Genomic DNA, 4,902 nt, shown 5'->3' with positions numbered 1-4,902 from the left:
ACCTATAATAATCCTATAGGGCAAAAAGCCTTCAAGCCACAAGGCTTGAAGGCTTTCTTACATCGCTACTTTAGGTTTGGCGAAAATCATCCGCCCGGCGGCAGTCTGCAACACTGAAGTAACTAAAACTCCGACTGTTTCCCCAATGTGTTTTTTACCACCATCAACCACAATCATAGTTCCATCGTCAAGATACGCTACCCCTTGGCCAAATTCTTTACCATCTTTAACAACATGCACTACCATTTCTTCCCCTGGCAGTACTACAGGTTTGACAGCATTGGACAGTTCGTTAATATTGAGAACAGATACCCCTTGAAGTTCTGCTACTTTATTAAGATTATAATCATTTGTTATAATTTTGGCTTTGAGCAATTGCCCCAGCTTAATCAGTTTGGAGTCAACCTCAGCAATATCATCAAAATCACGATTGTCGATATGAACATTTAATTCAAGCTCTTTTTGCATGCGGTTTAAAATATCTAAGCCGCGTCTACCACGATTACGTTTCAACAGATCAGACGAATCGGCAATATGCTGCAGTTCTTCCAAAACAAACACGGGAATTATGAGCAGCCCTTCAATAAAACCGCTTTTGCAAATATCTGCTATCCGTCCATCGATTATAACACTGGTATCAAGTATCTTTGCCGGGCAGATATTAGTGTTCTTATCTTTGGTACGATCTTTACCATCCCGGTTAAGCCACGGCAATGTAGGCAACGCTGAGAACATGCTGAATAACTCTTCACGTTTCTTAATCGCGACATTAATCCCTAAATACCCTAAGATAATACTTAACAACAACGGGACATATTTCCCGACAATCGGGATAGGTAAAAAAGCCGAGCCAAGCAAATTAGAAATTATTAGTCCAATGGCTAAACCCAACACACCTGCCAGCACATCATAGCCTGGCATTTTGTTTAAGCGTAACTCAACCCAGTAAGTGAAGTTCCAAAGTTGCTTAATAAAGAATGGTGCTATTAGAAAGCCAACTATGCCTCCTACAATTCCCCCAAAAACAAATGAGAGTATAGTAGTCATGGTAACACCAAACACGCCAATGCTTAAAAATTCTTCACTAACCACAACAGCCAACAGAGGAATAATCCTGTCGGTTATCATTAGGCCACCAATAGCCGCCAATATGGTAATAAGTATTCTAAGTGTTTTGTCAATCACGGCTTCTACCTCCTTTCTATAATAATTTAATCCAGAAACTGGAAATATAATTTAATTATACCCAGCTTTGAATAAAAAAATACGTCAAGACTTCAAAAGATCTTGGCTGTAGTAGGTTATAGTATAGCATACAGATTCCGCTTTTGTCAAAATTTTATATTTTAGCATGTATATAGAATCCTGTCAATAAGCCATTTCTAATTATTCTTGGGCGGTTTTAAGCCTATACATTGACAACTATAGAGAGCAGTTTATATAATAAAAGGCAAAGCGAGGTGTAGCTAACGTGCATGATAATAAATGTTGTTTAGACTTTCAGTCTATTGCAGATGAATACTTAATCCGCCACCGCAGCATACTGGATGTATTAACAAAATATCAGGAAACCTCTGCCAGAGTAAACAGGGCTATAGCGAAGGCAGTTACCGGCTGCGGCTGCATTCAGGTTTCGGCTGTCCGGCAATCTGCTCCAGAAGACGCTGCCTATAGCGATCTAAAAGATCACATGTCCTCACACCTGGTTGGTGAAACCTGTCCGCAGTGCCGGGAAGTAATCGCCAATGAGCTTGGTCACAGCCTGTTTTATCTGGCTGCTTTGTGCAATCTAACCGGCGTGTCTCTGCATGAAGTTATGCAGCAGGAATACAACAATGTAAAAACGTTAGGCGTATTCCATCTTACCTAATTACTTACATACTACACAGCCTTATCCAGGCTGTGCTTTTTTTTATCCTTTTCTCAGTAATTACATAAACATTCTGTCAAGGGGAATGATACTGATAAAAGGGGGGTAAATATGTGTTATTTATTGCGAATTACGCTAACTATACTGACAGTATTAAGCCTTAGCACACTACCAACTATGGCAGCCCTACCCGAATCAATCAACTCGGCAGAGGGCGGTGAATTGCTCTCCGGCTATTTTACAGTGATTGACGATAAGGGCATTATTGTTCTCCAGACTGGTCATGAAGTTCATCCGGGTGACGAATATATCGGCGAAGACGATGTATTGTATGAAATTACTACGGTTGAAGGCACACTGGCTCACTGCCGGGCGATGGAGAAAATATCAACGCAAGCTCCGGACAATGCTATTTTTGTTCAGGCAGCACCGCCTGATGTACCCAAACCCAAGATTGCCATTTACCATACCCACACCGACGAATCATATATTCCCAACGACGGCACCCCGACCGAAAAGGGAAAAGGTTCGATTATGCTGGTCGGCGATGCTTTTGAAAAGAGATTGACTGAACTGGGCTATCAGGTTGAACACTCAAAAACCCTGCACGACCCTCATGATGCCAATGCCTACCATCGTTCCCGCCGTACGGCGATGAAACTATTACAGGCACAACCTATCGCTATTTTTGATATTCACCGTGATAGCGCTCCATTTAAGGAATACAACGTTACCATTCATGGAAAACAGGCCACTAAGCTACTGCTTGTGGTAGGTCGCCAAAATCAAAATCGCAAAACTACTTTAGATTACGCCCGTAGCATTAAACGGGCAACTGATGCCAAATATCGCGGGCTTATCCGTGGTATTTTCATCGCTCACGGCAATTACAACCAGGATTTAAGCCCCAGGGCTTTATTGGTGGAGGTTGGAACCCAATATAACAACCGTGAAGCTGCAGAACGCAGCATAACCCTATTTGCTGATGTTGTTCCGTTCTTCCTGGGTACCGGCGGCAATAATGGCGGTGTTGCTCAGGCTAGCCCGGCTGGCACTTATACCGATCCAGGCGGCGGTGATGACACAGGCAGCGGCGCTTATGCCCCCATAGACACGGCCCCCGGTTATGATATATTAGGGCTGACACTTGCAGTTGTTGGTGGTGCAATCGCCTTCCTCTTCCTTAGCACAGGCAGTTGGCAGGAGGCCAAAAGAAAACTCAAGAACTTTGTCAAATATGAATTTACAAACTTCTTTGGGCCACGTAAGAAGCGTAAGGATTAGGGGGCTGACGTTTTGAAATTAAGCCGCATGGGCAAATTGTTCAGCATCCTTGCGCTACTTGCTGTTGTGACAGTGGGAGTGCTCCACTATGTTCCCCTTAACATCTTTTCTGTTCATCAAAAGCCTGAACAGACTCCCCAAAAAGTTTATGATTACTATAACATTATCGAAGAAGATACTGGAGAAATCCTTATGTACGTGCCACTGGTCGTCAGCGTCGGCGATGAACTAATCAGTGAGAATAACAAGCGCTACAAAATTGTCAAAGTAGAAGAAAACCAGGCTTATGCCCGGTTTGTTGAAAACTTGAACTTAGAGCTATACAAAGATAACGGTCGAAAATAGCACAAAACTAAGGCTGGTTTATAGTGTTCAGATGCTAGGCGCGATGAGCATGCGAACGTAGTCGTACTGGGAAGTCCGTCGGAGAGAGCACGCGCAAGAGCAGTTCGGTGGCGCTTTAGCGCCTTAGAAATGCGTCCTGCCCCTGCGGGTGCAACGCAGATGGCCGCTGGAAACTTGCTATTATACATGACGGTCAAGGAAGGCTTGCTCACGCACCCTCTTTAGGCCGTCCTTTATTGCCTTGGCCCGTACCTCACCAATACCCTCCACCTCATCCAATTCTGCAATACTCGCATTATAAATGTGATGCAAAGTTTTAAAATGCGACACAAGTTTTTCCCCTACTAATAAAGGCAGGCGGGATATTTGTCTAAGTACCCGGTAACCACGCGGCACAACCGGGATATCCATGGCGTTGGCACTGACACCATAGCCTAACATCCGGCATATGGTAAACGGGTCAAGATTCTCTTCAGGCAATGCAGCAATCTGTTCCTGTATTGTCTCATACCCTTTAAGATCACTGGTATTGCAATAATCTTTAATTAAGAGCGCAGCAGCATCAACCTCGGAATCAAGTTCTTCCATCTGCATACTGACAAGCCGGCCCTCTGTTCCCAATTCAATTACATTACGTTCGATTTCCTTGGCGATACGGTTGACCTGCTCAGCCCTGATAAGGACCAGGGCTACATCATACAAAGTAACCAAATCTTCAAATTCAAGCGCACTCAGATTTGTTAAGCCCTTATCAAGCACCTTCTTATACTTTTCCAAGGTCTGCAACGCCTGGTTAGCCCTGTTTAATATAACAGGAATATCTTTTAGCGTATATCTGAGACAACCAAGATACACAGTAATAATGTTCCTGCGCTGCGAGATGGCTACAACTAGTGCACTAGTCTGCTTGGCTGCCCGTTCTGCTGTACGATGCCGAGTCCCGGTTTCTGCAGTCAGAATGCTAGGGTCTGGCGTTAGCTGCGCATTGGCAAACATAATTCTTTTACCATCATTTGATAAAACTATGGCGCCGTCCATTTTAGCCAGTTCATAGAAACCAGCTGGTGTAAACTCAGAATTGAGTTCAAAACCGCCATCAACAATATCAAGCGAGGTCGGGCTATCCCCCACCAAGACCAGTGCCCCCATCTTGGCCCTAAGAACATTCTCCAGACCGTCTCTGAGAGTGGTACCAGGCGCAAGTGTCTTTATTGTTTTAACAAAACGGGCGTCCCATAGCCGTTCAGAACGCTCTTCGCGAATTTTAATCATTATAATACCGCCTCCATGGCCGCTGACACTAGCTGCGCCAATACATTTTGCGACAATCTGCCGCACAATTACTTTTCGCTGTAAAATTATTAATTATTGCTTATTATTCCCAGTCATTCAGGCCTTATATC

Annotated in this window: 5 protein-coding genes; 3 read left to right on the top strand and 2 right to left on the bottom strand. The window is 44.0% G+C overall.

What is annotated here, in order from left to right; all coding sequences use genetic code 11:
* Positions 1-57: 57 nt before the first annotated feature.
* Entirely contained in the window at positions 58-1,185 is a 1,128-nt protein-coding gene (locus VN379_RS04960; RefSeq protein WP_325531412.1) for a PIN/TRAM domain-containing protein, read from the bottom strand.
* Positions 1,186-1,471: 286 nt separating this feature from the next.
* Between VN379_RS04960 and VN379_RS04955 the strand changes: the two genes are divergently transcribed.
* The 3 genes from VN379_RS04955 (at position 1,472) to VN379_RS04945 (ending at position 3,499) form a co-directional block, all read left to right on the top strand.
* The gene (locus VN379_RS04955; RefSeq protein ID WP_325531410.1) at positions 1,472-1,870 is read left to right on the top strand and encodes a DUF1573 domain-containing protein; all 399 of its coding nucleotides are present in this window, start codon (positions 1,472-1,474) and stop codon (positions 1,868-1,870) included.
* 111 nt (positions 1,871-1,981) lie between these two features.
* Positions 1,982-3,154 carry a stage II sporulation protein P gene (spoIIP, locus tag VN379_RS04950; RefSeq protein WP_325531408.1) on the top strand — a complete coding sequence of 391 codons (1,173 nt, stop codon included), beginning with the start codon at positions 1,982-1,984 and terminating at the stop codon, positions 3,152-3,154.
* A 12-nt stretch (positions 3,155-3,166) separates the two neighbouring features.
* On the top strand, positions 3,167-3,499 hold the full coding sequence (locus VN379_RS04945; RefSeq protein WP_325531406.1) for a stage II sporulation protein P: 333 nt from the start codon (positions 3,167-3,169) through the stop codon (positions 3,497-3,499).
* 180 nt (positions 3,500-3,679) lie between these two features.
* Here VN379_RS04945 and disA read toward each other — a convergent pair whose 3' ends face one another.
* A complete protein-coding gene (gene disA, locus VN379_RS04940; RefSeq protein WP_325531404.1) occupies positions 3,680-4,771 on the bottom strand; it encodes a DNA integrity scanning diadenylate cyclase DisA in 1,092 nt (363 codons plus the stop codon).
* Positions 4,772-4,902 lie beyond the last annotated feature (131 nt).

The sequence above is a fragment of the Sporomusa sp. genome (genome assembly GCF_035561255.1).
Classification (GTDB): domain Bacteria; phylum Bacillota; class Negativicutes; order Sporomusales; family Sporomusaceae; genus Sporomusa.
This window is presented reverse-complemented; position numbering and strand designations above follow the sequence as displayed.

What these genes read in the sequence shown, in the direction of transcription:
- spoIIP (WP_325531408.1), top strand. Translation starts at nt 1,982, where the DNA reads ATGTGTTATTTATTGCGAATTACGCTAACTATACTGACAGTATTAAGC.
- disA (WP_325531404.1), bottom strand. Translation starts at nt 4,771, where the DNA reads ATGATTAAAATTCGCGAAGAGCGTTCTGAACGGCTATGGGACGCCCGT.